This window comes from Clostridium sp. CCUG 7971 (assembly GCF_017590215.1).
Classification (GTDB): Bacteria; Bacillota; Clostridia; order Peptostreptococcales; family Peptostreptococcaceae; genus Faecalimicrobium.
Map to the genome: position 1 here is coordinate 17786 of NZ_JAFFPK010000031.1, position 25301 is coordinate 43086.

26 protein-coding genes are annotated in these 25301 nt (G+C 26.6%); all 26 read left to right on the forward strand.

Going from position 1 to position 25301, the window contains the following annotated elements; all coding sequences use genetic code 11:
- The first annotated feature begins 24 nt into the window (after nt 1-24).
- The 26 genes from JWF52_RS04285 (at nt 25) to JWF52_RS04410 (ending at nt 25284) form a co-directional block, all read left to right on the forward strand.
- Entirely contained in the window at nt 25-396 is a 372-nt protein-coding gene (locus JWF52_RS04285; RefSeq protein WP_208332116.1) for a hypothetical protein, read from the forward strand.
- A 183-nt stretch (nt 397-579) separates the two neighbouring features.
- Nucleotides 580-1701 carry a putative cytokinetic ring protein SteA gene (gene steA, locus JWF52_RS04290; protein ID WP_208332117.1) on the forward strand — a complete coding sequence of 374 codons (1122 nt, stop codon included), beginning with the start codon at nt 580-582 and terminating at the stop codon, nt 1699-1701.
- Nucleotides 1702-1716: 15 nt separating this feature from the next.
- Nucleotides 1717-2592, forward strand: coding sequence for a copper transporter (locus JWF52_RS04295; protein WP_208332118.1), 876 nt, complete (start codon nt 1717-1719; stop codon nt 2590-2592).
- Between the two features lie 17 nt (nt 2593-2609).
- Entirely contained in the window at nt 2610-3302 is a 693-nt protein-coding gene (locus JWF52_RS04300; RefSeq protein ID WP_208332119.1) for a glycosyltransferase family 2 protein, read from the forward strand.
- 4 nt (nt 3303-3306) lie between these two features.
- Nucleotides 3307-4131 (forward strand): MraY family glycosyltransferase, encoded by an 825-nt coding sequence (locus tag JWF52_RS04305; RefSeq protein WP_208332120.1) that lies wholly within the window; start codon nt 3307-3309, stop codon nt 4129-4131.
- A gap of 4 nt (nt 4132-4135) precedes the next feature.
- Nucleotides 4136-5233, forward strand: coding sequence for a DUF3866 family protein (locus JWF52_RS04310; RefSeq protein ID WP_208332121.1), 1098 nt, complete (start codon nt 4136-4138; stop codon nt 5231-5233).
- Complete coding sequence (locus JWF52_RS04315; protein ID WP_286183997.1) at nt 5205-5735, forward strand: NUDIX hydrolase; 531 nt, start codon at nt 5205-5207, stop codon at nt 5733-5735. The genes JWF52_RS04310 and JWF52_RS04315 overlap by 29 nt, the downstream gene beginning before the upstream one ends.
- A 61-nt stretch (nt 5736-5796) precedes the next feature.
- Nucleotides 5797-6402, forward strand: coding sequence for a stage II sporulation protein M (locus JWF52_RS04320; protein WP_208332123.1), 606 nt, complete (start codon nt 5797-5799; stop codon nt 6400-6402).
- Nucleotides 6403-6412: 10 nt separating this feature from the next.
- Nucleotides 6413-7288 carry a tyrosine-type recombinase/integrase gene (locus JWF52_RS04325; RefSeq protein WP_208332124.1) on the forward strand — a complete coding sequence of 292 codons (876 nt, stop codon included), beginning with the start codon at nt 6413-6415 and terminating at the stop codon, nt 7286-7288.
- Nucleotides 7289-7312: 24 nt separating this feature from the next.
- The gene (locus JWF52_RS04330) at nt 7313-8485 is read left to right on the forward strand and encodes a phosphopentomutase (RefSeq protein ID WP_208332125.1); all 1173 of its coding nucleotides are present in this window, start codon (nt 7313-7315) and stop codon (nt 8483-8485) included.
- Nucleotides 8486-8504: 19 nt separating this feature from the next.
- The gene (locus JWF52_RS04335) at nt 8505-9326 is read left to right on the forward strand and encodes a purine-nucleoside phosphorylase (RefSeq protein ID WP_208332126.1); all 822 of its coding nucleotides are present in this window, start codon (nt 8505-8507) and stop codon (nt 9324-9326) included.
- A 100-nt stretch (nt 9327-9426) separates the two neighbouring features.
- Nucleotides 9427-10752, forward strand: a complete 1326-nt coding sequence (locus JWF52_RS04340; protein ID WP_208332127.1) for a pyrimidine-nucleoside phosphorylase — start codon at nt 9427-9429, stop codon at nt 10750-10752.
- Between the two features lie 227 nt (nt 10753-10979).
- On the forward strand, nt 10980-12038 hold the full coding sequence (mltG, locus tag JWF52_RS04345) for an endolytic transglycosylase MltG (RefSeq protein ID WP_208332128.1): 1059 nt from the start codon (nt 10980-10982) through the stop codon (nt 12036-12038).
- Between the two features lie 104 nt (nt 12039-12142).
- Nucleotides 12143-12811 carry an O-methyltransferase gene (locus tag JWF52_RS04350; RefSeq protein ID WP_208332129.1) on the forward strand — a complete coding sequence of 223 codons (669 nt, stop codon included), beginning with the start codon at nt 12143-12145 and terminating at the stop codon, nt 12809-12811.
- Nucleotides 12804-14030, forward strand: a complete 1227-nt coding sequence (locus JWF52_RS04355; RefSeq protein ID WP_208332130.1) for a peptidase U32 family protein — start codon at nt 12804-12806, stop codon at nt 14028-14030. The genes JWF52_RS04350 and JWF52_RS04355 overlap by 8 nt, the downstream gene beginning before the upstream one ends.
- On the forward strand, nt 14020-14649 hold the full coding sequence (gene udk / locus JWF52_RS04360; protein ID WP_042271926.1) for a uridine kinase: 630 nt from the start codon (nt 14020-14022) through the stop codon (nt 14647-14649). Before JWF52_RS04355 ends, udk begins: the two co-directional genes overlap by 11 nt.
- Before the next feature lie 61 nt (nt 14650-14710).
- A complete protein-coding gene (locus JWF52_RS04365; RefSeq protein ID WP_208332131.1) occupies nt 14711-16381 on the forward strand; it encodes a peptidoglycan D,D-transpeptidase FtsI family protein in 1671 nt (556 codons plus the stop codon).
- Between the two features lie 84 nt (nt 16382-16465).
- Nucleotides 16466-17116 (forward strand): RNA polymerase sporulation sigma factor SigK, encoded by a 651-nt coding sequence (gene sigK, locus JWF52_RS04370; RefSeq protein ID WP_208332132.1) that lies wholly within the window; start codon nt 16466-16468, stop codon nt 17114-17116.
- Nucleotides 17117-17367: 251 nt separating this feature from the next.
- Entirely contained in the window at nt 17368-19602 is a 2235-nt protein-coding gene (locus JWF52_RS04375) for an ATP-binding protein (protein WP_208332133.1), read from the forward strand.
- A 311-nt stretch (nt 19603-19913) separates the two neighbouring features.
- Nucleotides 19914-21923 carry a PAS domain-containing sensor histidine kinase gene (locus tag JWF52_RS04380; protein WP_208332134.1) on the forward strand — a complete coding sequence of 670 codons (2010 nt, stop codon included), beginning with the start codon at nt 19914-19916 and terminating at the stop codon, nt 21921-21923.
- Nucleotides 21924-21979: 56 nt separating this feature from the next.
- Entirely contained in the window at nt 21980-22840 is an 861-nt protein-coding gene (gene aroE, locus JWF52_RS04385; protein WP_208332135.1) for a shikimate dehydrogenase, read from the forward strand.
- 23 nt (nt 22841-22863) lie between these two features.
- The gene (locus tag JWF52_RS04390) at nt 22864-23223 is read left to right on the forward strand and encodes a hypothetical protein (RefSeq protein ID WP_208332136.1); all 360 of its coding nucleotides are present in this window, start codon (nt 22864-22866) and stop codon (nt 23221-23223) included.
- On the forward strand, nt 23207-23806 hold the full coding sequence (locus tag JWF52_RS04395) for a hypothetical protein (protein WP_208332137.1): 600 nt from the start codon (nt 23207-23209) through the stop codon (nt 23804-23806). Before JWF52_RS04390 ends, JWF52_RS04395 begins: the two co-directional genes overlap by 17 nt.
- Nucleotides 23807-23826: 20 nt before the next feature.
- Nucleotides 23827-24249, forward strand: coding sequence for a hypothetical protein (locus JWF52_RS04400; protein ID WP_208332138.1), 423 nt, complete (start codon nt 23827-23829; stop codon nt 24247-24249).
- Complete coding sequence (locus tag JWF52_RS04405; protein WP_208332139.1) at nt 24239-24781, forward strand: type II secretion system protein; 543 nt, start codon at nt 24239-24241, stop codon at nt 24779-24781. The genes JWF52_RS04400 and JWF52_RS04405 overlap by 11 nt, the downstream gene beginning before the upstream one ends.
- The gene (locus JWF52_RS04410; RefSeq protein WP_208332140.1) at nt 24778-25284 is read left to right on the forward strand and encodes a shikimate kinase; all 507 of its coding nucleotides are present in this window, start codon (nt 24778-24780) and stop codon (nt 25282-25284) included. The genes JWF52_RS04405 and JWF52_RS04410 overlap by 4 nt, the downstream gene beginning before the upstream one ends.
- Nucleotides 25285-25301: the final 17 nt, after the last annotated feature.

Genomic DNA, 25301 nt, shown 5'->3' on the forward strand with positions numbered 1-25301 from the left:
AATTGTAATAAATTAATTGAAAATATGTTTTTAGATGAAAATAATACAGATGAAATAAAAATTAAAGAAAGGCTAAGGCAAATAGGATATAGTAATTTAATTAAAGTTTTTAAGTTAAAAAGAATTTATTATAGTTATATTTTAAAAGACGATAATTGTAAATTAAAAGAAAAAAATAAAGTATTAGATACATATGTTAATACGATAATAAAAATAGAAAGAAATAAAGAGTGTTACACTATAAAAGATTTAAATATAGATGGAAAATTATTGAGAAATATTGGATATATGGGAAAAGAAATTGGTGAAAAATTAGAAGAATTACTTTATGAAGTTATGAAAAATCCAAATTTAAATAAAAAAGAAACACTTATAGAACTAGCTAAAATACAATAAAATTATGTCATAAAAGTTAATATAAAGTATAAAAAAATTTTAATATTAAATAAAATTTCTTATTAATATAAGAAAATCAATAAAGATAAGTAAAAAAGTAAAACAACCTTAAAACATTTCTTTTATTGTTAAATAATGCTATAATGTTATGTGATTTTAAAAATGATATCGGAGGTTTTAAATATGAGAGTCGAAGCCCCTATTAAGGTAGACCGAAAAACGAAAAGACTTGCGAAGAGGCTTACAGGTGGAGAAATAGCAGTAATAAATCATATAGATATTGATGAAGTAGCTGCAAATTCTTTAGTAGAAGGTAAAGTCAAACTTATAATAAATGCATCACAATCTATAAGTGGAAGGTATCCTAATAAAGGACCAGGAATATTGACTGAAAAAAATATCCTTATAGTTGATAATGTAGGAGAAGAGTTATTTCATGAACTAAAAGAAGGTCAAATAATTGAAGTTATAGATGGAAAGATATATAGAGACGGAGAAGTTTTAGGACAAGGTGAAGTTTTAGATAAACAAGAAGTATCAATTAAATTAAAAAAAGCGTATGAAAACTTATCTGTTGAACTAGATAGATTTATAGATAATACAATAGATTATGCAAAGAAAGAAAAAGGATTCATACTAGGAGAGGTTGAAATACCTCATGTTACAACAAACTATGCTAACAGGCATGTGCTAATTGTTGTAAGGGGTCAAGATTACAAGCAAGACTTAAGTACAATATTATCTTACATAGAAGAAATGAAACCAATACTAGTTGGTGTTGATGGTGGAGCAGATGCACTTTTAGAATTTGGATATACTCCAGATGTTATAGTTGGAGATATGGATAGTGTAAGTGATGAAGCACTAAAGAAAGCTAATGAAATAATAGTACATGCATATACAGACGGAAGAGCACCAGGACTTAAAAGAGTACAAGATTTAGGACTAAATGCAATAGTATTTCCAGCACCAGGAACTAGTGAGGATATAGCTATGCTTATAGCGTATGAGTATAAGGCTGAACTTATAGTTGCTCTTGGAACACATTCTAATATGATTGACTTCTTAGAAAAAGGAAGAAAAGGAATGGCAAGTACATTCTTAGTTAGATTAAAAATAGGTTCTAAACTTATAGATGCAAAAGGAGTTAATTTACTATACAGAAGTAAATTAAAAATGAAATATATTTGGGCACTTATAGCTACTGCACTATTCCCGATATTAGTTCTTATATTGATATTGCCAGGTGCTCAACAATTTATACACTTAATGCAACTTAAGCTTAGATTATTATTACAGATGTAAATTAGGAGGAAAAAAATGCATATAAATATGAAATATTATATAGTCACTATAGGTGCTATATTTATAGCTTTAGGAATAGGTATATTAGTTGGATTTAACCTAAACTATGACCAAGAACTAGGCAAACAACAAGCTGAGATTATAAAGGATTTAGATACTAAATTTGAAAGTTTAAAAAGTAAAAATGATAATTTAGAAAAAACTTTAGCTACCGTAACTACTGATTACGATAAAGCAATAGAATTTATTAACCAAAATGTAGATAAAGTAATAGTTAGTGAATTACAAGAAAAAAATATAGGTATAATATCAACTAATGATAATAATGACTATACAAAAGAAATAGGGGAAACAATAACTAAAGCTAATGGTTCTTTAGCATTTGACATTGTCCTAAAAAATAATATATATAATGATACTAAATTAAAGGAAATATCAGAAAAGTTAAATATAGAAATGAAAAGTGAACAAGACCTAATAAACTATATAGTAGAGGCACTAAAAGGTGAAGATGCTAGTGATAAATTAAGATATCTTCAAGAATTAGGAGTATTAAAAGTAAATGCTTTAAATAGTAACTATATGAATTATGATTCTGTTGTTTTAGCTGGAGGGAATGACCCTAAAACTGGTAAAGAACAATTTGAAAAAATAGATAAAATATTAATTTCTAAGTTAAAAGAAGAAAATAAGTATATGGTAGGTGTTCAAAAATCTGATGCCAAATTTTCAAATATAGAATTATATGCTAAGGATAAAATTACAACTATAGATAATATAAACGAAGGTGTAGGAAAATTATCTTTAGTTATATCTTTGAAAGAAGGTAGAACAGGTGAAAACTTTGGAAGATTAGAAGGTTCAGATGCATTAATACCATATAAGAAATAAATAAAGGAGAGATAAAAATGAATCCTTATATAAGTATAATAATACCAGCTTATAACGAAGAAGATAAAATAAAAGATACATTAGAAAGTATAGAAAATATAAAAGAGATAAATGAAGTGATAGTTGTAGATGATGGTTCTAGTGATAAGACAAGTTTAGTAGCATCGAATGTTAAAGATGATAAAATTAAAGTATTTACACTAGATAAAAATAGAGGTAAAGGATACGCACTAAACTATGGACTTAAAATAGCTATGAAAAATGCAGATATTATAGGTTTTTTAGATGGAGACTTAGGAAGTTCATCAAGAGAAGTTGAAAAACTTATAACACCTATATTGAATAATGAAGCAGATGTAATAATAGCAAAATTCCCACCTGCTAAGAAAAAGGGTGGATTAGGTTTTGTAAAAGGATTAGCTAAAGAATCTGTTTTAGAAATGACAGGTAAAGAATTAGATGCAACTTTATCTGGGCAAAGAATTTTCAAAAAAGAAGTTTTAGAAAAATTTGATGAAATACCATTTGGATATGGTGTGGAAGTTGGAATGACCATAGATATATTAAAGTATGGATATACAATAAAAGAAGTGCTAGTTAATATGACTCATAGTGAAACTGGAAGAAACTTAAAAGGATTTATTCATAGAGGAAAGCAGTTCTATCATATTAAGAAAGTTTTAAAGCAAAAAAGAAAAGAATGGAGGTAGTATTTTGGAAACTTATATACTTTATACCATTTTATTAATAGTAGGTATAGGCGGCACGTATGCCATAATACCTTTATTTAAAAATTTATTAGTTGATAGCAACGTTGTTAGACCAAATTATAAAGGCGATATGATACCTGTAAGTATGGGTATTGTATTTCTTCCAATGGTAGTAATAAATAGTGCAATACTTGTATTTTCAACAACGAATTATGAAAATTTATTATACTTATTTATGTATATATTTGGAATGATATGCATGTTTTTTGCAGGGATATTAGATGACATAGTAGGAAACAGAGATGTAAGTGGATTAAAAGGTCACTTTAAAAGTCTATTAAAAGGTAGTCTTACTACTGGTGGATTTAAAGCATTATTTGGAGGGTTTATAGGTATTGTAATATCTTTAGGAGTATCTAAAAGTATAGGAGATTTGATTATAAATACTTTAATAATAGCTTTATCTACAAACTTAATGAATTTACTAGATTTAAGACCAGGAAGAGCTATAAAGGTATACTTAATTATAATGGTATCAATATTTATAACTTTAACTGGATTTACAAAAGCACTTCCTCTTTTAATACTTCCAAATGTATTAGCGTATTTTGGATATGATTTAAAAGCTAAAGCTATGATGGGTGATACTGGATCTAACGTGCTTGGAATATCAATAGGAATACTATTTGTACTTGGATATTCGTTAAAAGTTAGATTATTATGGTTAGCATTTTTAATTTTTATACATATACTTACAGAAAAATATTCACTAACAAAAATAATTGAAAAAAATAAAGTTTTAAATTTCATAGATAAGTTAGGAAGGTAGTATAATGATAAGTAAAAGAGTAGCAATAGTAGAATCCATAGTTGATAGAACTAATGGACTAGATGATATAAGAGTTAACTTAAATGGAGATATTCAAAGAGCCTATAATTACTCTAAGATGACTGGTGAGATAAATATAGGAGATGAAGTTGTTTTAAATACAACAGCAGTGGAACTTAGTTTAGGAACTGGAGGATACCACTTTGTTATAGCAAATTTAAACAATTTAGAATCCAAATTTACTGAAGGCGGACATATAATGAAATTAAGGTATACTCCATTTCAAGTAAAAGTTGATTCAGTAGAAGAACAAGAAAGTCCTTATCATGATAAAATTGAAAACTTTTCAAGTTTAGACAATATGCCAGTGGTAGTAGGTACTCTTCATAGTATGCTAACTCCATTTGTTGCATCATATAAAAAGAATAACCCTAATAAAAAATTAGTGTATATAATGACTGATGGAGCTGCGCTTCCTATATTTTTAAGCAAAAACGTATATACACTTAAAGAAAAAGGGCTAATAGATAATACAATAACAATAGGAAATGCATTTGGTGCAGATTATGATTGTATAAATATATATACAGCTTTAATTACAGCAAAAGAAGTTTTAAAAGCTGATGCAGTATTTGTAAGTATGGGCCCAGGAATTGCAGGTACAGGAACTAAATATGGATTTACAGGTATAGAACAAGGACCTATTTTAGACGCTGCTAAAAAGCTTGGAGGATTCCCAATAGCTATACCTCGAGTAAGTTTTGCAGATAAAAGAGATAGACACAGAGGAATATCTCATCATAGTTTGACAGTATTTAAAGATATTGTTAATGTAGAGGTAAACATACCGATAACAACTTATGATGATGAAAAATTAAATCTAATAAAAGAACAAATAATAAATAATAAATTAAAAGATAAACATAATGTAGTATATATTAAAAACGATAGCACACAAAATGATTTAAATCATTTTGGACTTAAAGTTAGAAGTATGGGTAGGAATTACGAACAAGATAAGGAATTTTTTGATGCTGCAAGTAGTGCAGCGTATTACTTAATGGAGGTTTGTGATGAGAGAAGAAGAAAAGACCATAAGTAGTGATAGAATATATACAGGTAAAGTGATTAGTTTAAAAGTTGATACTGTTGAAATTGAAAAAAAAGGGTATCAAAAAAGAGAAATTGTAGAACATGGTGGAGCCGTGGCAATAGTTGCAATAAATGATGAAAATGAGGTTATACTAGTTAAACAATTTAGAAAAGCAATAGAAAAAGTTATATGGGAAATTCCTGCAGGAAAATTAGAAATAGGAGAAAATCCTAAAGATTGCGCTATAAGAGAATTAAAAGAAGAGACTGGTTATAGTGCAGAAAATATGAAGTTAATACATAAATTTTACACATCAGCAGGTTTTTCTAATCAAAAAGTATATGTATTTTTAGCTACAGGACTTACAGCTGGAGATAATAACTTTGATGATGATGAAGATCTAGAAGTTCATAAAATAGACTTAGAAGAAGCTTATAATATGATATCTAGAAATGAAATTGAAGATGCAAAAACTTCAATAGGTCTTTTATTATCTAAAGAATTAATATAAAATGCATAACCTCCTCTTTACTTACATAGTATTTTGTAAGGTAGTAGAGGAGGTTATAAATTTGAGAAAAACATATAGAAAAGGGAATTTTAGAGAAATAAACGAACAGACAATAGTTGTAGGATTTATATTTATAGTATTTGTGATATTAGGTGCATTTTTAAATAAAATATGGCCAGTTCATCAAAATAATATAATGGATAATATTAATCCAGTTATAGAATACTATAATTTAAGTTCAGGTACAAAGGATGCAGTAATATCTAATTTAAAGAATGATTTTATATTTATGAGTTCTATAAGTATATTTACTTTATTAGTTATAACTTTTCCTATAATACTTATAATATTTATGCTAAAAGGTTTATCAATAGGCTATACTATAAATAGTGCTATACTAGCATTAAAGCTAAAAGGTAGTAAGATGATTTTAATAGTTTTACTTAAAAATTTAATTATCATACCAGGTGCAATCATACTAATATTAATTTCACTTAATTACCTAAAAGAAGTTATTTATGAGTTGAAAAAGGGAAAAAGAGATAATATACTATTTTTAGGAAAAAGATATTTACTAAATGCCATAATTGTACTAGCTATAACAGTTAGTTTACAATTAATATTAAATACTATAAGTATTGGTATTATTAAGTTCCTAGTCAGATAAGGAGTTTACTATGGAAGTTATAAAGGAATATATAGCATATATAAAAGATAAAAAAAGATTATCAGATAATACTGTATCATCTTATTTTATAGACATTAAAAAATACTTAGACTATCTAAAAGAAAAAACAATAAAATTAAATGATGTAGTAGAAAATGATATTATAGGGTATATAATAAAACTAGAGAAAGACAATATATCAGTGGCAACAATATCAAGAATGATATCTTCAATAAAATCTTTTCATGATTATCTATTTTTAAATCATGTTAGTGAAACTAATCCGGCAAAAAGTATAAAAAAGCCTAAAATAGAAAAAAGTGATTTAGATATATTGACAGAAGAAGAAATAGAAAGACTATTAAATTTTCCGAAATTAACAACTCCTAAATTAATAAGAGATAAAGCTATATTTGAAGTCTTATATGGGACAGGCATAAAGGTATCCGAATTAGTTGAAATGGATATAGATGATGTAGATTTAGAAATAGACTATATATATTGTAATATTACTAAAAACCAAAGAGTTATACCTCTTTCTGAAATAACCAAAATATATTTAGAAAAATATATAAAAGAAGCAAGACCAGAGTTAATATTAAAAGGGGAAAAAGCATTGTTTGTAAGCTCTCTAGGGCAAAGGTTTACAAGACAAGGTCTTTGGAAGCTTATAAAAAAGCATGCTGGCTCTGTTAATATAAATAAAAATATAAACCCAAGTATGCTTAGACATTCATTCGCAATTCATTTATTAAATGAAGGAGCAAATATAGCTGTAGTTAGTAAAATATTAGGAAATGCTAACTTATCTAGTTTACAGTCATACTTAAACCACATAAATAAAAATGTAAGAAGAGAAATAAAAGAAAAACATCCTAGAAAGTAAACCATAATAAGGAGGACAAAACAAATGAGTAGAGTAGTATGGGTTATAATCGACAGTGTAGGAATAGGTGCGCTTCCAGATTCTAAGGAATTTGGCGATATAGGAGTTAATACTTTAGGAAACATAGTTAAAGAACATAGAGATATAAAAATACCAAACCTAATAAAATTAGGAGTTGGAAATATAGATGGTGTTGACTTTTTAGAAAAAACAGAAAGCCCAATGGGTATATTCGGTAAGTGTAGTGAGGTATCTCAAGGAAAAGATACAACTACAGGACATTGGGAGATGACAGGAATATTAGTTGAAACACCTTTTAAAACTTTTGAAAATGGATTCCCTAAAGAAATAATAGATGAATTTGAAAGAAGAACAGGAAGAAAAGTAGTAGCAAATAAACCAGCTTCTGGAACAGCTATATTAGATGAATATGGAGAACATCAAATGAAAATTGGAGATGTAATAGTATATACTTCAGCTGATAGTGTATTCCAAATAGCTGCCCATGAAGAAATAATACCTTTAGATGAATTATATAAAATGTGTGAAATAGCAAGAGAAATAATGATGGGAGATAATGCTGTAGCAAGAATAATAGCAAGACCATATATAGGAACAGGTGTTGGAAAGTTTGAAAGAACTTCTAATAGACGAGATTATTCATTAAACCCATTTGAACCTACAGTACTTGATAACATTAAAGAAAGTAGTCTTGATGTTATAGCGGTTGGTAAAATAGAAGATATATTTAATGGACAAGGTATAACTGAAGCTATACACACTAAAGACAATATGCATGGTGTAGATGAAACTATAAACTACATCAAAAAAGAGAATAATGGATTAATATTTACAAACTTAGTTGATTTTGATTCAAAATATGGACATAGAAGAGATTCTTTAGGATATAGAAAAGCTTTAGAAGAGTTTGATGCAAGAATACCAGAAATAATAGAATCATTAAATGATGATGATATACTTATAATAAATGCAGACCATGGTAATGACCCAACTTATAAAGGGACAGACCATACGAGAGAATATATACCTGTATTAGTTTATGGAAAATCATTAAAGACAGGTGTAAACTTAGGTATAAGAAATAGCTTTGCAGACATAGGAGCAACAGTTGCAGATATATTAAATGTTAAGATGCCAAAACATGGTACTAGCTTTAAAGATGAGATGACAAAATAATTTGTGGAGGACAAAATTTATGGATAATATATTTGATAGAATACAAGAAAGTGCAGAATTTATAAAATCAAAGAGTAGTGTAAAACCTAAAATAGGACTAATATTAGGGTCGGGATTAGGTGTATTAGGTGATGAAATACAAAACCCGGTAAAGATTAAATATAATGATATACCAAACTTCCCAGTATCAACAGTAGAAGGGCATGCAGGATGCCTTGTTATAGGAGAACTTGAAGGTAAAGAAGTTATAGCTATGCAAGGAAGATTCCATTACTATGAAGGATACACTCAAAAAGAAATAACTTTCCCTGTTAGAGTTATGAAAGCATTAGGGGTAGAAACTATAATAGTAACTAATGCAGCAGGTGGATCAAATGAAAGCTATAAGCCAGGAGATTTAATGGTTATTAAAGATCATATAAATTTAAGTGGAAGTAATCCATTATTAGGAAAAAATGATGATAGATTAGGAGTAAGATTCCCTGATATGTCAACAGCTTATAAACCAGAATATATAAACTTAGTTAAAGAATGTGCAAAAGGATTAAACATGGAAATACAAGAAGGCGTTTATGCATTCTTCAGTGGTCCAACATATGAGACACCAGCAGAAGTTAAAATGGCAAGACTATTAGGTGCAGATGCAGTAGGTATGTCGACAGCTCCAGAAGTTATAGTTGCATCTCATTCTAACATGGATGTTATAGGAATATCATGTATAACTAATATGGCAGCTGGAATACTTGACCAGCCTCTTGATCATGAAGAAGTTATAGAAACTACTCAAAAGGTAAAGGCAGAATTTTTAAGCTTAGTAAAAACTGTAGTTAATAAAATATAGCTTTATATAATAAGCTTAATGCTAATTTTTAAATTAGTATTAAGCTTATTGTGATTAGCCTAAATAATAAATTAATATAAGTGTATTAAGGAGAATTATTATGAGAATGTATGATATAATCAGAAAAAAAAGAGATAATCATGAATTAAGTAAATCAGAAATAGAGTTTTTTGTAGATAAATATTCAAAAGGGGAAATACCTGATTATCAAGCATCAGCTTTATTAATGTCAATATACTTAAATAAAATGAATAAAGAAGAAACTGTATACCTTACAGAAGCAATGATGAAGTCTGGAGATGTAATAGATTTATCAGATATAGATGGTATAAAGGTAGATAAGCATAGTACAGGAGGAGTAGGAGATAAAACTACAATAGCATTGGCACCACTTGTAGCAGCATGCGGTGGGCCTGTAGCAAAAATGTCAGGTAGAGGTTTAGGGCACACAGGAGGTACTCTAGATAAACTAGAATCTATACCAGGATTTTCAATAGAAATGGAAGCTGATAAGTTTATAAAGTCAGTAAACGAGCATAAAATAGCTGTATGCGGACAAACTGCATCTATAGCAGTAGCAGATAAGAAAATGTATGCACTAAGAGATGTTACAGCAACAGTTGATAATATATCTTTAATAGCAGCAAGTATAATGTGTAAAAAACTAGCTTCAGGAGCTGATGCTATATTACTTGATGTAAAAACTGGAGATGGGGCATTTATGAAAACATTAGATGACTCATTTGAATTAGCAAAAGCTATGGTTGATATTGGTTGTGGTATGAATAGAGAAACTATAGGTATGATAACTGATATGGATGAACCATTAGGATTTGCAGTAGGGAACGCTTTAGAGGTTATAGAAGCTATAGAGACACTAAAGGGTAATGGCCCTAAAGACTTTGTTCTTTTATGTGAAACTCTAGGAGCTTATATGTTAGTTTTAGCTAAAGTTTGTGATAACTTTGAAGATGGAGTACAAAAAATAAGAGAAGCTATAAATTCAGGAGCGGCACTTGATAAACTAAGAGTATTTATAGAAAATCAAGGGGGAGACAAAAATATAGTTGATGATTATTCATTACTTCCAAAAGCTAAGAATATAGTAGCTATAAAAGCTCCAAAGCGTGGATATATAAGTAAAATAGAAGCAGAGGAAGTTGGAATGGCAGCTATGATTTTAGGTGCAGGAAGAGAAACTAAAGAAGATACACTTGATATGGCAGCTGGAATAGTTTTAGAAAAGAAAGTTGGAGAGTATGTCAATGAAGGTGATGTATTAGCATATATTCACTATGATAGAGAAGATAAATTTGAAGCATCTAAAGAAAGATTTATAGAAGCTTATTCAATAGTAGAAGAAAAAGTAGAGCCTAAAAAACTAATCTATGGTGTTGTAACTAAAGATGAAATGAAAAAATTCTAAAAAGTGATTATAAAAAGCCTAACGTGTAAACAATAACGTTAGGCTTTTTAATTATAGGAAATTAATAATTTCCATTCAAATAAGCTTTAATAACTATAAGCCTAGTGAAATTTTTTATATTATAAATAGAGCTTAAACAAATTTGTTCGACAATTTTATTGAAAATTTTCATGCTTAGATTTATAATATAAAGGATATAAATATATTTATAAGGAGTAGAAAACTCTATGGATTTTAGCAAGAATAAGTGGAAAGTAGTAGGATTAACTGCTATTATATTAATAATTTTGATCGGAATATTTGTATATATGCAAATAGGAGCAGTTGATAGAAATAATAAAGAAAACATAGTTATAGAAATACCTCAAGGTGCAAGTGTTGGTACTATGTCTAATATATTATATGAAAATAATCTTATAAAAAATAAGACTCTATTTAAAGTTGTAGTGAAACTAAGTAATAAAGCTCCGTCAATAAAGGCTGGAAAATATTTACTTAATAAAACATATTCAAACGATGATATATTAAATGTATTAGCTTCAGGTAAGACGTATAATGATGGGATCAAGGTAACTATTCCAGAAGGCGCAACATCGAAAGAAATAGTTTCATTATTAGTAGATAAAAAACTAGGAACTAAAGAAAATTATGAAAAGTTAATAAAAAATCCAAAGGATTTTTATAAAGAAGCTAGCTTTTTAAAAGAGGATGATATAACTTCTTTAGAAGGATTTTTATACCCAGAAACGTATTATTTTGACAAAGATGTATCAGAAAAAGAAGTATTAAACACAATGTTATTAGGATTTAAAAATGTTTATAGCGATAAATTAAAAGATAGACAAAAAGAGTTGAAAATGACTCTTGCACAAGTTGTAAACTTAGCATCAATTGTAGAAAAGGAAGCCGTTTTAGATGAAGATAGACCAACAATAGCAAGTGTATTTTATAATAGACTTGATATAGACATGCCTCTTCAATCAGATGCAACAGTACAATATATTTTTGAAGAAAGAAAAAAAATAGTAACATACAATGATTTAAAAATAAACTCTCCATATAATAGCTATAAAAATAAAGGTCTTCCACCTACACCTATAGCTAATCCAGGAATCAAATCTATAGAGGCTACATTGTATCCAGAAGACACAGAATATTTATACTTTGTGGCTAAGATGAATGGTGGAAACAATTATAGTACAAACTACGAGGACCATTTGAAATACGTTAAAGAATATAAAGATGAAAGAGATAAATTAAGTAAAAATAAAGCTAATGAGAAATAGACTAAAAATTATTTAATTATAAGATTTTAAATTATGGATTATGCTTTAGAATTTTAAGGTGTAATCCTATATTAATTTTTTTCGTCACTTAAGGAGCGAGTGTTATGAGTAATATAGTAAATGATTTAGTAGAAGGTTATATAAGAAATACATTACAAGATAAAAGTGGACTTTTAAGAGACTTAGAAGTTTATGCAGAGGAAAATAATGTACCTATAGTTCACAAAGAAGTATCTGATTTATTAAAGGTATTATTAAAGGTGCAAAAGCCTAAAAGAATATTAGAGGTTGGGTGTGCAATAGGATACTCATCTATATTATTTGCATCTACATTAGGTGAGGATGTAGAGATAATAACTGTAGAGAGAAATGAAAAGATGATAGAAAAGGCTAAAGAAAATATAAAACTAGCTGGATTTGAAAAAAATATAACTATATTAGAAGGGGATGCTGAAGAATTACTAAGTGGAGTTTCAGGTGAGTTTGATATGATATTTTTAGATGCTGCTAAAGGTCAATATCAATTATTCTATGATATGGTTATAGGAAAATTAAAAATAGATGGTTTATTAATATCTGATAATATACTTTATAAAGGTATGGTAGCTCATGATGATTTTGTAATAAGAAGAAAGAAAACAATAGTAAAAAGAATGAGAAATTATTTAGACTATATATGTAAGTGTGATTATTTAGACACATCTTTAATACCTATAGGAGATGGTGTAGCACTTAGTTACAAAAAAGAAGAAAGAGGTGATATAAATGCATAAAGTTGAGCTTTTAGCGCCAGTATCAAACTTAGAAGAATTAAAAATAGCATTAAAGTATGGAGCAGATGCAGTTTATACAGGTGGAGAAATATTTGGTTGTGAAACAACTTCAAGAAACTTTACTAAAGAAGAAATAAAAGAAGGTAGTGAATTTGCTCATAAATTAGGAAAGAAACTTTATGTAACAGTAAATGTAATTCCTCATAATGATGATTTTATACAATTAGATGAATATCTACTAGAACTTCAAGAAGCTAAAGTGGATGCAATTATAATCGCTGACCCAGGAGTATTAAGTATAGTAAGAAATGTAGTTCCTAATATGGAGGTGCATTTAAGTAGTCAGGCTAACATTGCCAATTATGTAACAGCTGATTTTTGGTATACTCAAGGAGTAAAAAGAGTAACTGTAGCTAGAGAATTATCATTTAAAGAGATATCTCAAATTAGAGCAAAGACATCTTTTGATATGGATATAGAAGCATTTATGCACGGAGCTATATGTATATCTTATTCGGGCAGACGCTTAATAAGTAACTATCTAAATGGAAGAGGAGATGCTAATAATTCAAATGATTACTCAGGAAAATTAGAATATAGCCTAATAGAAGAAAAGAGACAAGGTGAATATTATCCTGTTTATGAAGATAAGAGAGGGACATTCTTCTATAACTCTAAAGATTTATGTATGATAGAATATATCCCAGATTTAATAAAGACTGGTATAAATAGCTTAAAGATTGAAGGAAAAACAAAAAATATTTACAATTTAGCTTCGATAGTTAGAGCATATAAAATGGCTATAGATGAGTTTTATAAAAATCCTGATGAATGGAAATTTAATCCTACTTGGTTAGAAGAGATTAAAAAAGGAACTAGTAGAGATTTTACAACAGGATTTTATCTAGATGAAACTAGAGAATATGATAATGAAGATGAACAATATTACAATATTAATAAATATGAATTTGTTGGTTTGGTAAAAGATATTGAAAACAAACTGGCTTTAATAAAATTAGAAGATAAAATAAATATTGGAGATGAAGTTGAAGTAATATCTCCATTTAAAGAAACTATATCATCTAAAATAGAACAAATATATAACGCTAATGACGAAGAAATAGAGTTAGCAGAAAAAGAACAAATTGTAAAAATTAAATTATCACAAAGTATAGACAAGGACTGTATGTTAAGGAGAGAATCAAAAGATGAAAAATAAGAAAAGACCGCTTATAATAGGGATAACGGGAGGAACTGGATCTGGAAAAAGTACTGTCTGTAAGGCTATAATAGAGAACATACCAGAAGAAAATATAGCAATATTAGAACAAGATGCTTACTATAAAGATCAAACTCATTTAAGTTTTGAAGATAGATTAAAAACTAATTATGATCACCCTCTTGCATTTGATAACAAACTTCTTATAAAACATATAGAAGATTTATGTGAAGGAGAAACTGTTGAAAAACCAATATATGATTACGAACTTCACACAAGAAAGAAAAATGAAACAATAAGCATATGTCCTAAAGATATAATTATTGTTGAAGGTATAATGATATTAGAAGATGAAGAACTAAGAGATAAATTAGATATAAAAGTATACGTAGATACTGAAGATGATATAAGAATACTTAGAAGAATTCAAAGAGATATAAAAGAAAGAGGAAGAACTGTAGATTCTGTTATAGAACAATATTTAACTACAGTAAAGCCTGCACATGACCAATTTATAGAGCCATATAAAAAATATGCAGATATTATAATGCCAGAAGGTGGGCAAAATGAAGTGGCTATAGATATAGTTATAACTAAAATAAGAACACAATTAAATTAATATATATAGTATTAACCCCTTAGAAATTGTCAAAAATGACAAGTATCTAAGGGGTGATTTTATGTCAAGAAAAAAGGGTGTAATAGATAAAAAACTTATAAGAAGAGCTTGGAGTATGTTTTTTATAAGCGCTATAGTATATACATTTTTAATTTACAGGTTATTTGATATACAAGTTACAGACTCTAACAGTTATAAAGAAAGAGTTGATAACCAAAGTTTACAAAAAGTAGATTTAAATAGCGGAAGAGGAACAATATATGATAGAAATGACAAACCATTAACTGATATTGAAAAAAAGAAAATAATAATAGCTGAAAAAGAAAGAATTATTAAAGACTATAATATTCGTGAATTAATAAAAGACGTAGCTAAAATGGATGAAGCAAGTATATATAAAAATATAGAAAAACAAATTGATTCATCAGTAGTTCAAATTGAAGTAGCTAAAATGGACAGTAAAACTAAAAAGAAATTAGAAGATAATGGATTAATAGTTGAAGAAAAGACATTAAGATATTCAAAAGATAAATTACTATCTCATACAATAGGATATATAAAAAGCTCAGACAAAACAGGTCAATCAGGAATAGAAAAGAGTATGAATGATGTACTTAGTGGATCTAATGAAAAATATGTGTCTGCATTTAAAGCTGGAGATTCAGGGAATACAGGTAATATAAATATATTAAAAGGTAGTATAAAAACAGTAAATGAAAATAAAGATGCTAAGCATATTAAATTAACAATAGATAAAGATATTCAAAGAAAAGTTGAAAGTGTATTAGATAAAGAAGAAAACCCAACAGCTGTAGTAATATCAGATGTAAACACTGGAGAAATATTATCTATGAGTTCAAGGCCAACCTTTGATTTAAATAGTATATCTAAAGATAATAAAAGTGATGACGGTGAGTTTATAAATAGAGCTATACAAGCCACATACCCACCAGGATCTGTATTTAAAATAGTAGTTCTTTATGCAGCTTTTGAAAATAATATTATAGATGAAAATTATACATATACTTGTACTGGTAATGCAAAAATTGGAGTAAAAGGAGAAGTTTTAAATTGTAATAAGCTTGATGGTCACGGTCCTCAAACTCTACAACAAGCCTTTTCAAATTCTTGCAATACAGCATTTTTAGATATAGCATTAAAAGTAGGTGAAAAAAATATAATAAAAGCTTTAAAGCAGCTTCATTTAGATGAGAAGGTAGATATAGGATTAGACGAAGAAAAGATAAATGATATACCAACAGATATAGCTATACGTAATTTAGCGATAGGTCAAGGAGACATAGAGTTTACACCTCTACAAATAAATCAAATGACTCAAATAGTTGCCAATAATGGTACATATAAGCCTTTGTATATGTATGATAGTATTATAGATAATAAAAAGAATATCATTAAAGGATTTAGAAGTTCTAAGTCAGAAGAAATTATATCTCCTTATACATTAACTAGAATAAAAGAGATGATGAAAGATGTATCAAAAAATGGTACAGGTAAAGAGTTAAAAGATTTAGATGCAGGATGCGGAGTTAAAACAGGAACAGCACAAAGTAGGTCAGATGGAAAGGATATAAACCATGGCTGGATAACAGGATACTATCCAGAAAATAGACCTAAGTATGCAATTACAGTATTAGTAGAAGGGAAACCTGATAAAAGTAAGTCTGCAACACCTCTATTTAAAGAAATATGCCAAAAATTAAATGAAAAATAAAAAATAAATATTTATGAAACAAGCAATTTAAGCACTCCCTCGTCATATAATTTACAATGACACGTCAAAAAGAGGGGGTGCTTTGTGACTATTCTTAAATCATTTGAAAAACCATTAACCCCTGAAGAAGAAGTTAATTATCTAACAAAATTTAAAGACGAAAAAGATGAATCTGCTAAAGAAATTTTAATTGAAAGAAACATGAGACTAGTAGCACATATTGCAAAAAAGTATAACAATTCTAGTGAGGATCAGGATGATCTTATATCCATAGGCACAATAGGCCTTATAAAGGCTATAGAAACGTATAAAGTCGATAAGGGAACTAGACTTGCAACGTATGCTTCTAAGTGTATTGAAAATGAGATATTGATGAGTATTAGAACAAATAAAAAAAATAAAGTTCAAGTATCTCTTCAAGATCCTATAGGCATGGATAAAGAAGGTAACGAAATTAGTTTAATTGATGTATTAGGAACAGATATTGATGATATAATAGATCAAGTAGAGCTAAAGGTACAAATATCCAAACTGTATGAACAGTTGGAAAAAATACTTACTAAGAGGGAAAAAGAAATAGTTCTCTTACGATATGGATTAACTACCAGTGGATATAAGACACAAAGAGAAATTGCACAAAAATTAGACATATCCAGATCTTATGTATCTAGAATTGAAAAAAGAGCTCTTAAGAAGCTTAGAAAAGAGTTAAAATCAGAAAAAAGCCTTGTTTAAGGCTTTTTTTTGTACGTTAAAATACTTTATTTAGAGTGTATTAAAGTGTTATAAAAGAGAATTTTTTGTTGAACAAATTTGTTTTTTCTAATCAAGAAGTGACAAAATATTCAGATTGCATGTGCTATTATAACTTATATAGTAGCAAAAGCAAGTATTATCAAGACATATAAATATATATATCGTATTTAGTTAAAAATCAATTAAATTTATACTAAGCAGTAATAAATTAGAAAAGGATGGTGACTATTATGATAACTTTATATAAACATAGGGATATATTGGAAATTATAAATATAGCTATAGTTATATCAGTTCCATTAATATCTCTTATACTCTATAGAACATCTAAAATCACATCATTTCTTATTACATCTTTAATCTTCACTGTAGAGTTAATATTAATAATATATTTATCAGAACAAGGATATGAATATCCTATTGTAGCTAATATATTAATAAATGTTATTATAATCAAATCGACAATAATAAATCATATAAAATCAAATTCCCTAGACCTAAAAGAAATTAAGCATAAATTAAAAAAGAATAAAAAAATTATTTCTAAATCTATTGATGAAATAAATGTAGAGTGCAATTTACAAAATAAATATGAAGATAAAATATTAAAATTAAATAAGGAAATAGAGAAAGCTATAGAGGAGTCAGAAACCCCTATATTTGTAATAGGAGGCAAAAAGGAAAACTTTTATAGCAATGAAGCATTTAAAAAATTTATAAATGAAGATAAGGTTAGTAATGCAGAAAAAGATATATTTGCCTATCTAAATTATAAGTTCATGAACAGCAATGAAATCATAGAAAGTATAAAATCTAAAAAACAAAATAGTATAAATATTAATGCCTATGATGGAAAAATATACAGATTTGTAAGTTTTGCTAATAAAATTGACAATAAAAACATTCAGATATGCATATTAAGTGATATAACTCAAAGTACATTAATCCAACATAAGTTAATGGAAAGTGAGGAAAGATATAAAAAACTAATGGATATATTAAATGATGGAGTGATAATCCACAATATGAATACTGTAAACTATGCGAATAACAAGGCTATAGAGTTATTTGATTTAAGCAATGAATCATTAGATAACATATTAGTAGATGATATGAAATTAAATATAAATAAAAAGTTTAAACAAGACTTTATGAAGAATATGAGTACAGTTAAATTAAATAAACAAGAAAAAACAACAATGAAATTAGAGACAAATCAAGGTAGAATTATTGAATTTATAACAACAAGCATTACCTTAGATAACGAAAGTATGTTACTTAGCATAGCTATAGACATAACTGATTCTGAAAAAGTAATAACTTATCTAGAACAAAGTGAAAAAACATATAAATTATTACTAAAGACATTGCCTGAAGGGATAATGATAATTGATAAAAAAAGTAATAATTATATATACAGAAATAAAGTTATGATGAAGCTATTAAAAGATATTGGTGTGGATAATTTAAATGAAGTGATAAAAGATTATATTGATAAATGTGAATATGGAGTATTTAAAAAATTCACTTTAAATTTAGAAGAGAAAACTAACATATCTGTTGCGATAATAGATAGAATAGAAGATGAAACTTTTGTAGTAGTAGTTAGAACTTTAGATGATCAATATAAGATAGAAAAAATGGAAGAAGAATTAAATGAAATAAGTGATAAAAATAAGTTTAAAACAGAGTTTTTAGCAAACTTAACAAATGATATAAGAAAGCCAATAGATACAATATTTACTGTTAATAATATGCTAAATATTAATAAAGATAAATACAACTCTAAGTACATAAGTAACTATACTAGATTAGTTAAACAAAATTGCTATAGATTAATAAGATTATTAAATAATGTAGAAGAGATTGAAAAAGCAGACAATGGCATCTATAGCATGAATTTAAAAAAATATGATGTAGTAAAACTAATTAAAGACATAGTTGAAAAATCAAAATATTATATTTATGAAAAAGGTTTAAGTATTTGTTTTGAGTCTGATGTAGAAGAAAAAGTAATAATTATGGACAAAGAAAAAATAGAGAAAATTGTGCTAAATTTATTATCCAATTCAATTAAATTTACAGAAAAAGATGGAAATATAAAAGTATCTGTAAACGCTAAAGATGACAAAGTTAGAATAAAAGTCTCAGATACAGGAGTTGGAATACCAGAGGATAAAATGGAAGTTATATTTAATAACTTCGAACAAGTAGACAGAACACTATCAAGGGGTGCAGAGGGCTCTGGAATAGGATTATCTTTAGTTAAGAAACTAGTAAATCTTCATAAAGGAGAGATATCTGTTGAAAGCAAACTAGGAAAAGGAAGCCAATTTGAGATTACGCTAAACAATAATGAAGTATATGATACATTAAATAAAGATATAGAGCTAGGGTATAACTTAAGTGATAATGAAAAAATAGATATAGAGTTTTCAGATATATATTTTGATGTAAGTTCTTAAAATATAAGGCAACATGAGGGGGGATTAAAATGTATAAATATATAAGTATATTAAGCATCTCGATTTTTCTCATGAGTTTATACATAATATATTCAAATTTTACAATAAATAAAAGTAAAAAAAATTTTAGTTTATTAGTATCAATGACTATGATAATTATTAGTAAAGTTATATTCTTAATGGATAATAATCTTATGACAATAGACTTTTTATATAAATTTATAATTATACTAACTATAATGCAACTAAATTTAGTAAAAAAGAAAAGACAATATATTTTACTTTTAGGGGGGTATTCCATATATATAATAATGAATTTAGCATTTAAGGATAAATTTATAAATTTTAAAGAAACATTAGATTTAATATTAGCAATATATATTTTTTATACTGTATACATAGTTGATATTAAAGGTATGTTTAAAAAAGAATTAACTCTAAATAGTAAGTTAAATAAAGTTGAATACAAAATGAAAGTAAGTAATGAAAAATTAAACCATACTAAGTCTGTTACTAAAGGAATAAACGATAATTTAGAAATAAAAGAAACTATTTTAGATGCCATTTTAAATGAATCTAAAAAATGTATAATGATAATAGATAAAGATGGATACATAGTAAGCGATGAAAATAATTTTATAAAAATGTGGAAAGAGTATGAAGGATTCAAAGGTAAGATAAATATAAGTTTATTCTTAATGGAAAGTATAAAAAATTCAGATGAGTTTTTACACAATTTAAGAAAAGCTAGAGAGTTTGAAAAAGAAATAAAAGGAGAATTAGAGGGTAAGGATGGAAGATATTTTGAAATAGACTACGCTCCTTTTATAATTAGTAATGAAAATATAGGAGTTATTTGCTCAGTAACAGATATTACATACGAAAAGAAAAGTAAATTAAAAATAAAAGAAAATGATGCTAAATATAAAAAGGTAGTTGATAATATACCTTATTCAGTACTTATTACTGATGAAAATAATATATTATACGATAATGATAAGAATAAAAATATAAACTTTAATAAAGAAAATATAAAAAATATAATACTAGAACCATGTATAAAAGGAGAAATATACTATACAGATGAAAAATGTAAACAAACATGTTTAAATATTGACAGGAGAAGTTTTAAAGACAGAGAAAGTACTAAAAATGTAATTACTATAAGAGACATAACACAATATAAAAAGTTGCTACAAGATTTAGAATATAGTAAGAAAAAATATGAATCTTTGGTAAACATAATTCCTGAAGGTATATGTATATTAGATTTACCTAAAAAGAAAATGACCTATTCAAATAAAGCAATAGAAAATATGATAAATAGTGTTGATATGAAAAAAATTCAAAATAGTATAAATGAAAATATTATAATACCATCAGAAAAAGATAATGATGTAGTTCAATTTGAAAGAAAAGTTATAAAAAATAAATTTGGAGAAGATGTATACTTAGAATGCGGGGCTATGGTTATAGATGTAAATGAAAAATTAAAAATGATTGGTATAACAAGAGACGTAACAGACCAAGTCAAAGCTGAATTAATGGAGAAAGAAATAGAGGAAAAGAAAAAAGAAAATAAAATAAAAAATGAATTCTTTATAAATATGTCCCATGAGTTAAAAACTCCATTAAATGTAATAACATCATCAAATCAATTGTTAGAAGTTATGCATAAAGACTATATAGATAAAAATCCAGAAAGTGAAATGTCTAAAGTTGTAGGAGTAGTTAAGAAGCACTCTTATATGCTAATGGGATTAATCGACAATATTATAAATTTATCTAAACTAGAATCAGATTTCCACGAGTCTAAAATGGATTATTATAATATAGTAAGCATTGTAGAAGATGTATGTTCTGAGTTTGATAAATATGTTAAAGTAAATAATGTGAGTATATTATTTGATACATATGAAGAAGAAAAGGTAGCAAAAATTGATCCACAAGATATAGAAAAAGTTATATTAACTTTACTATCTATGATAATAAGATACTTAGATAATGATAGTATAGTTTGTGTTGACTTAAATGTATTAGATGATAAAACAACTATACATATGAGTAGTAAGGGACAATTTAATTATCAAAGGTATATAAATGACCAAGAAAGAAAAAGTTTAGATATGGGAATCGAAGTAGCCAAATCTATAGTAAAACTGTATAACGGAGAAGTAGATATAAAAATAGGATTAAATAATGATATAGATATAAATGTAGACTTTAAATCAGATGAAGAATTTGAAACTTATAAAAAAAGAATTAAAAATAAAGGTGATGACTTTATTTATGAAGAGTACTTAAGAATATGTAAAAATTAACCATTTAATGGTATAAATTAAGGTATGAATGACAATAAAGCTAGATAGGAGAACATATGAATATAAAATCAACAACTAAAATAATATGTTTATTGGGACATCCAGTTAAGCATAGCTTTTCACCTGTGATACATAATTATTTGTTTGAGAAATACAATGAAAATAAAATATATACATGTTTTGATGTAGAATCAGATAAGTTAAAAAATAGTGTAAATGGTATAAAAGCATTAAAAATAGAAGGGTGTAATGTTACCATACCGCATAAAGTAGATATAATAAAATACATCGATAGTATTGATTCAAATGCTAAATTAATAGGTGCAGTAAATACTATTAAAAATGAAGGTAGTGTATTAAAGGGATATAATACCGATGGAATGGGATTTGTTAAATCTATATTAGATAAAGAATATGATTTATGTGGTAAAAAAATAATGATAATAGGCGCTGGTGGTGCGTGTAGAAGTATAGCTATTGAGTTATGTTTAAATGATGTTAAATCTATCGAAATTAGAAATAGAAGCATAAATAGCGCTATGGAAATATCAGATGTAATTAAATCGAATTTTAATACATATATATCGTATTCAAATGAATCTATAATAGAAAGGGATTTAAATAATATAGATATATTGATAAATACAACACCTATAGGAATGGAAAGTAAACTATGCCCGATAGATGAAAATTTAACTCCTAAAAATAACTTATTAGTATGTGATATAGTTTACAAACCACATGAAACAGCTTTTATTAAGTGGGCAAAAAAACATAACTTAGATGTAGTATATGGAATAGATATGTTGATAAATCAAGCAATAGAAGCCTTTTATATATGGACAGGTATTAAAGCTAATCATGAAGATATAAAACATATAAAGATGCTTTATGAAGAAAGTATAAAAACTAAGTAAAATCTCTAGTTAAAGGAGAAAAAATGAAGTATAAAAAAGATGGATTTGTATCTATTGAATGTATAATTAGTTTATCTATAATAAGTTTGGCCGTATATATAATATCAACATCACTTTATAGTAATTACGTTATAGTTAATACTAATAAAGAGCAGCTAGAAATGTTAAATCTAGCTAAAACTAATTTAGAACTTACTAAATATCAAATTAAAAAAAGTTCAAATGAATTTACAGAAAATACGAAGAATACAAAAATAGTAAACTCATACGAAATAAGTACAATAATAGAAAAAGATATATACTATGAATGTCATAAAGTAAATGTTGAAGTTAAAAATGAAAAAAATAATATAAGTCTTTATAGTTATGTATTTAAACAATAAAGGTTCAATTTTAATAACTACATTAATGATATTTTCTATTATAAGTACGGTATGTATGATGTGTATAGGTTTAAACTATAGTAATAAAAGTATTTTTAATTTAGAATACAAAAATATACATCTAAAGGAATTGGCATTAGGTGCGATAGAAATTGTACATAGTAATATTTCAAAAGAAGTAGAAATTGCAGTAGAAAGCAGTAGAAATGAAGAAGAATTTAAACAATATTTCTTGGAAAATAATTTTATACATAATATAAAAGATATATCAAAGAGTGACTTAGATAATGTATTAGTAAATACATCTAAGAAAATATTATATGATAAAGAAGGGTTTATATACTTTGATATTATATGCAATTCATCAGAAGATACTTATACAAAAAAGATTCAAGCTAGTGTAAAAATATTGAATCCTTATTTAGAGATAAAAGAAAATGAAAAAGATGAAGACAACATAATAGATAAACCAGAAGTTGATGATTCAAATTTAAATGATATAAAAGATTACTATGAAGAAAATAAACATGATAGTATAGACTCTAAAAACTTAGTAATTATATATAATTACAAGGAGATATAACCTATGAAAAGAGAAGGAATGTGACCTTAGTAGAAGTAGTCATAACTATTAGTATAATGCTAATAATATCAAGTTTATGCTTTCCAAAAGATAGTATCAATAAACATCAAATAAACTTGTTTACAAAGCAATTGTGTTCAGATATAAGATATGTAAGAAAGGCAAATATGCTTGGTAATTTAAAAACATACATATATTACTTTGAAGATAATCAATCAACTAGTTATATAGTAAGAGAAGATGGAAAAGATTTAAAAAAAATTCATTTGCCAAGTGGTGTGAATATTCAATATGGAAATAGTAAGATTAAGTTTAAATCTGATGGATCTCCAGATCCTAAAGGGCAAACTATAAATATATATAAAGAAAATGTGAAAATAGAACTAACAATAGTACCAGTTAGTGGAAGAGTGCTTTTGAAAGAAGGTAAGTATGAGACGTAGAAGAGGATACTTACTGTTAGAAAGTGTAGTATCACTTTCTATAATAATGATTTTAATGGGTGTATCATACTATTTGCTATTTTTTTGTATGAATACAAAAACTAAAATTGAAGATAAGATAGAGTTACAGCAACAAGCAAGTGAAATAAGTAAATATATAGAAGAAATTATAGGTAATTCTAAAGGAATTATATCTATAAGCTCAAAATCAAATGAAGAGAGTGATAAATTATTAGAAACTAATTCTATTAAATGTAAATATAGAAATGAAAGTTCTAGTGATAAAAGCATAAAAGATAAAGAGATTAGTTTAAAGGAAGATAAAAGTAAACTATTTATAAATACTCTTAATTATTTGGGTAATAGTGAAAGTGGAGGATATGAAATAGGCGATTATATAGACAAAATGTATGCATTTGTTTATGAAGATGGTAATTTTGTTAAGGTAAGACTAAAGTTATCAAAAAACAATCAAATTCATGAAACTGAGTTTGATGTATTTATAAGAAACTTTAATGGAGATTGTGTATGAGAATAATATTAGTTGGATTTATGGGGTCAGGAAAAACAGTAGTAGGAAAAAAGTTATCTAAAAAATTAAAATTAAAGTTCGTTGATATGGATGAAGAAATAGAAAGAGAAAGTAATTCCTCTATAGAAGATATATTTGAAGAAAGTGGAGAAGAATACTTTAGAGAAAAAGAAAGCAACTTGCTTAAAAGATTATTAAATAAAGAAAATATAGTTATATCAACTGGTGGGGGAATAATTAAAGAAAAGAAAAATTGTGAGCTATTAAAAAAAGAAAAATGTGTAATCTTTTTAGATGCAAATGAGCAAACTATAATAAATAATGTATCATATGATTTAAATAAAAGACCACTACTTAAAAATAGTTCCAATTTACATGAAACTATAAATAAGCTTTTATCACAAAGATATAAAAAATATAATAATATATCTAAAATAAAAATTAATGTTAATAATAAAAATGTAGATGAAGTAGTTAGTCAAATACTTGTTTATACTAGATAATATGTGATATTATTATA